Source organism: Sulfobacillus harzensis, assembly GCF_012933365.1.
GTDB lineage: Bacteria > Bacillota > Sulfobacillia > Sulfobacillales > Sulfobacillaceae > Sulfobacillus_B > Sulfobacillus_B harzensis.
In genome coordinates this window covers 1-4,412 of record NZ_JABBVZ010000174.1, presented here as the reverse complement: position 1 = coordinate 4,412, position 4,412 = coordinate 1, and the positions used below count along the sequence as shown (strand labels likewise).

Here is a 4,412-nt window from a genome sequence, read left to right as displayed (position 1 = left end):
AATTACGGCATCGTCGGAGCGAGACACCGAGGGCACCCCCTTTAATTAGGGGCATCATAGCACATGCCGAGCGTCTGCGCGAGCGGGGTGGGGTGTGTAAGAAAATCACGGCTCTGAGACGATTTTCTTATCTCCTTCCGCACTGCCCCCCACCAGCTTCCGCCGCTCTCTCGCGGCCACAGCCTCCCCTAATTCCGCTCCCAAGGCCACGGCCCGCCCGCTCCTGCGCCATGGTCTCCGTGCGGAACCGTCCGCCTCCAGCGGACGGCACGTCCGATGCATTAAGAGGAGGTGGATCATCTCATGGACCGCAGCGATTGCGTGTTGCTTCCCGAATTTGCTCACCGCGACGTCCTCGATTCCCCTTTGACCCCGGATGAGCTCCGGGCCAGCGTAGACCGCTACAAGCGCCTCGACGTCGTGCTTGCGGTGTCCTTGCACGACGTCTATGAGATGGTGCGACGCCGCGGGGTCGACGGCTTCTTGGATTGGCTCTCCGTGCAAGCGACGGGCGAGGCAACCTTATTGGGCATCCGGTTCGACCCGGTCGGGGTAACTACCGACAAACGCCTGCTTCTTCACCTTCGCGGCAACGCCGGGTTGATTCTCGACAACAAAGGAGGTTCGACATGGTCATAGCGTGCGCCACCGACCAATTTGAGCCGATTGACCAAGGCCGCCGGACGGCCACCATCATTGAACAGCACGGGATCCAATTCGCGGTGGGCGATCGGATTCGCTATGAGGAAGTGGATGACATGGGTGCCCCGACCGGCCGAACCGTGAGCGTCGTAGTGACCGACGTGTGTCGGACCGGCGGCAACGACTCGCGGCCGTTGTTGAGTATTCGGCGGGACGTGGACCTCACGGAACTCCGAACCCCGGGCGGCACGCTCACCGTGGCCGCCAACGCCAGCGATTTCGATGACTATCCGGGTTTTGCGGTCTTCATCGAGGATCAGTTGGCGGCGGTCGTGGAATGGCATGTCGAGGAGCGGACGTTTGCACTCCGCACCTACAACGATTCCGATGAGGAGCCGCAGCATTTCCACCGCTGGGACGGCACGGCACTTTAGTGGTAAAGCATTCACATCCATCCGCTAGCTAAAACGAGTCATACGCCGCTTCTCTAGGCGGCGTAAATGGGGGCAACATTATCCAATTCTACTCGGATGACGCGGCAAACAAGGAGGGATTTTAATGAACGAACCCACGATCGTCGTGTGCAACGACGACAATCTCGCTGATCGCTTGATGAGCGCGCTGCGCGACGCGCATGGCGCCCAGGTGCAGGTGTTTGTGCGGGATCACCACCAGACCGGCGAGACGGTGCTGGCTCTTTTGCCGGAGCATGGCCCCTCCTTGGCGGCGGTCCTGCGCGACTGGGTCGATGGGTGGTGGTCGGACCCTGATGCGGCCAAATTTGGCTCCCCTGAGAACTATCTGCGGGGACTAGATGTGGTCGTGGAGCCGGGCGATTACACCACGTTTACCACCAGCTGCCCGTTTTGCGGCGTCGATGACCAGCTCTCTGTCGTCGGCGGAACCTTTCAGGCAATGGGTATTTCCATCGCACACGACGGGTTTGCCTTTGCCGATGCCCAAACGATGCAGACAGAGGATGAGGAAGTGCGCTGTGATGCCTGCGGACGCACCTTTTCAATGGATGCCATTCGGCTCTAAGCACCCCGACCGCTCCCGATCCAAATCCGTGCTTCCAAGGAGGGCCAGTTTATCATGAACACCCGCATTGCCTATCTCTATCGCGACGGCGCGAACAACAAGCAGGGTGGGGAGGTCGTGTTGGCCGGCGCGCTCAGCGATGAGCAAATCGCCGACATTCGCCACGCCTGCGATGACGGCCAATGGTTTATTCCCGGCGACGTCGGTCTGCCAGAGTTGCAAGCCGTCTGGGTCGAAAAAGGCTACCCGTTGACGGCTGACGATCACGTCTGGCATGAGCTCGTCGACTTCGAGGCCACGGCGGATTCGCCGACGTTGGCGATGACGGCGGCTGCATTCTACGAACGCTTCGTCTCGGTCGCGCATTGGGATGTGGCCGGGGCCATCACCCGCATCGGTCTGGGATAATCTTCGGGTGTTGGATGCACCCTGTTCACGTCACGGGACGGCGGGAGTACCCCCAAAGGATAGGGCCGTCCCGTCACCGATGCCGCCACTGGGCGGCGTTTTACTTGGGGAACGGCGCCGGATGGCCGCGCGTCCCGCGCCGCTTATTTTTCGGCATCTTCGTCATCGAAGGAGGTTTTCTCATGTCCACGCTCGGGTTTGTCGGGATCGGCACCGCCGAACACTTTAATGGCCGCTACAATCACTGCGATTCGTATCCCACGGATCTCGGGGCTGAGGTATGGGCGACCGTGCAACGGTTTTTGCATGCGGATCGGCATGTCCACGGTTTTGCCACGCTGTTGTTGGGCTATACCGACTGGCGACAAGTCGCCAGTGGCGGACGGTGCGAGTATTGCGGGAAAATCACGGGACAACCGCATTCGATTTCGGGTACGCTGTTTGTCCGCGAGACCACGGCTACAACTCCGGACGCGTATGCGGCCCAATTACAGTTGCTCTATTCTGTTTCGCCGGGCTGGGCGCTCGAACTGGCTGCCGAACAGTGGCCCCTCATCGAAAATCGCCGCCGGACGGGTTATCCCGATCCCGAGGCGCAGTACCACGAGCACGACGCGGACAATCCGGAGGATTCCGCCATCACACCCGACACGGTTGATTGGCTGTTCATGGAATGGGGCTATCTTATCGACCCGGATCGCAACCGGCTGCATGTCCTGGTCGGGTGTATCGAGACGCCCATTACCTATACCGTTCAAATCATCCGCCCGAGCGGAGCGCATAAATTCTGGCGGGATAAGGCGCGATACACTGGCGCGTTGGTGGGGTCCTATGATTTGGCCGGTCCGGAACCGAATTGGGAAGCCGTGGAGGAGGCAGGCCGGGCTCTGCGTGAGCAGTTGGAAGCCGAGTTCGCGGTCAACCCCAACCACCCTCTGTTAGCAACAGTGCGCGCGCTGCCACGCGTCGAGGTCTGGGACCAGCGCGAAACAGTGTCATCCTAAGAACATTCTGGGCGCCCCCCGAGAAAGGTGGTCTTATCCCATGGACTTTGACTTCGAGTATGCCTGGATATTATCTGGCCAACTCACGACAACCAAAGCCGCCGATCTGGCGACCCTGCTGGCACGTCGCTTTCCTGTGGAGCCCCACGACCCGGAACGCGAGTGCCACGTGACGGTGAAAGACTCGACAATCGTCATTTTCCTGCGCTACGATGCCGTGATCGGCGATTTTCTGACAGACCTCCTTGACGCCGCACCGGATGCCCAGGGGGTCTTGCGCCTCGAGTGGCCGTACACGGAATTACAAGAAGGGCTGTTCCCCGAAGATTGGCGCTTTGATGGCGCCGGCCAGGTCGCCGTGCATGACTACCACTTGGAACCGGATGTGGTCGCACGATGCACGTATACGAGTTCCCCAGGCTAAGCCTCATTCACGTCGTGGGAGACGCGAACGATCCCCACAATATCGTCTGTCCCTCGTGCGGCGAACATCAAGGCTTCCGCCTACTCTGGCTGGTCTGGGACCAGCGCGAGGCTGCGTCATCGTCAGAAGATTAGCGAGAACCGGTTCATCGCCCATCCCTGCTTTCTATTCGATGAAGGAGGTTGACATGCCTTACGAAGAATTTTGGACTCCACCCCCGGTTGCGCTGGTGCACCACGGCGTCATCGTCTATCACACGTATCGGCACGATATTGCCACCGATATCATCAATAGCTACTGGTACACGCTTGATCCACACAGCACGGAAGATCAGGGCAACCAGTTCGATATCCGCGATTTCGACGTGGACGGGCTAAATCCCCTACGTGAGGCTGATCATCCCGCCATTTTGCGCCGCCTCATCGAGGATCCGGACTGGTTGGCCGAGTGGCGTCCGTGCGACGTGGACGCTCCACCCTACCGTTCGGATTGCCCAAAATGCCAAACCAACAACCCCGGGTTTTCCGTCGTGGCGTGTACGTTTACGGCCGGTCCGGACTTTACCGTCTTTGGAGCCCACCTCACACCGGATGACATCCCGGTCACGGTCCAAGTCCAGTGCCACCACTGTCAGGCGACCTTCGATTCCGAAGAACTCAAACGGCCCGAGACCCGCGGCGAGAATGGCGCCTGACGAGGCCCCGGCATTGTACCTATAACAAAGGAGGTTTTATGACACATCGACTGATCACTATCATTGGAAATTCTACCCATCCCCAAAACATCATGTGCCCCGCTTGCGGTGAGCGGAATAATTTTCGCTTGCTCTGGCTCGGCGATTTGAGCCAGGCGTTCACGCAAACCGATAACGGAGAGCGAAATGACTACGATAG

7 protein-coding genes are annotated in these 4,412 nt (G+C 59.6%); all 7 read left to right on the top strand.

The annotated features are described in order from the left end of the window. Nucleotides 1-303: 303 nt before the first annotated feature. The 7 genes from HIJ39_RS21645 (at nt 304) to HIJ39_RS21615 (ending at nt 4,213) form a co-directional block, all read left to right on the top strand. Nucleotides 304-639: a hypothetical protein gene (locus HIJ39_RS21645; protein ID WP_169103118.1), complete on the top strand. Its 336-nt coding sequence runs from the start codon at nt 304-306 to the stop codon at nt 637-639. Further along, entirely contained in the window at nt 630-1,076 is a 447-nt protein-coding gene (locus HIJ39_RS21640; protein WP_169103117.1) for a hypothetical protein, read from the top strand. The genes HIJ39_RS21645 and HIJ39_RS21640 overlap by 10 nt, the downstream gene beginning before the upstream one ends. Before the next feature lie 124 nt (nt 1,077-1,200). Next, nucleotides 1,201-1,683 carry a hypothetical protein gene (locus tag HIJ39_RS21635; RefSeq protein WP_169103116.1) on the top strand — a complete coding sequence of 161 codons (483 nt, stop codon included), beginning with the start codon at nt 1,201-1,203 and terminating at the stop codon, nt 1,681-1,683. A 54-nt stretch (nt 1,684-1,737) separates the two neighbouring features. Beyond that, nucleotides 1,738-2,091 carry a hypothetical protein gene (locus HIJ39_RS21630; RefSeq protein ID WP_169103115.1) on the top strand — a complete coding sequence of 118 codons (354 nt, stop codon included), beginning with the start codon at nt 1,738-1,740 and terminating at the stop codon, nt 2,089-2,091. Between the two features lie 182 nt (nt 2,092-2,273). Continuing rightward, nucleotides 2,274-3,095, top strand: a complete 822-nt coding sequence (locus HIJ39_RS21625) for a hypothetical protein (protein ID WP_169103114.1) — start codon at nt 2,274-2,276, stop codon at nt 3,093-3,095. Between the two features lie 40 nt (nt 3,096-3,135). Further along, nucleotides 3,136-3,519: a hypothetical protein gene (locus tag HIJ39_RS21620; protein ID WP_169103113.1), complete on the top strand. Its 384-nt coding sequence runs from the start codon at nt 3,136-3,138 to the stop codon at nt 3,517-3,519. 187 nt (nt 3,520-3,706) lie between these two features. Continuing rightward, entirely contained in the window at nt 3,707-4,213 is a 507-nt protein-coding gene (locus HIJ39_RS21615; RefSeq protein WP_169103112.1) for a hypothetical protein, read from the top strand. Nucleotides 4,214-4,412 lie beyond the last annotated feature (199 nt).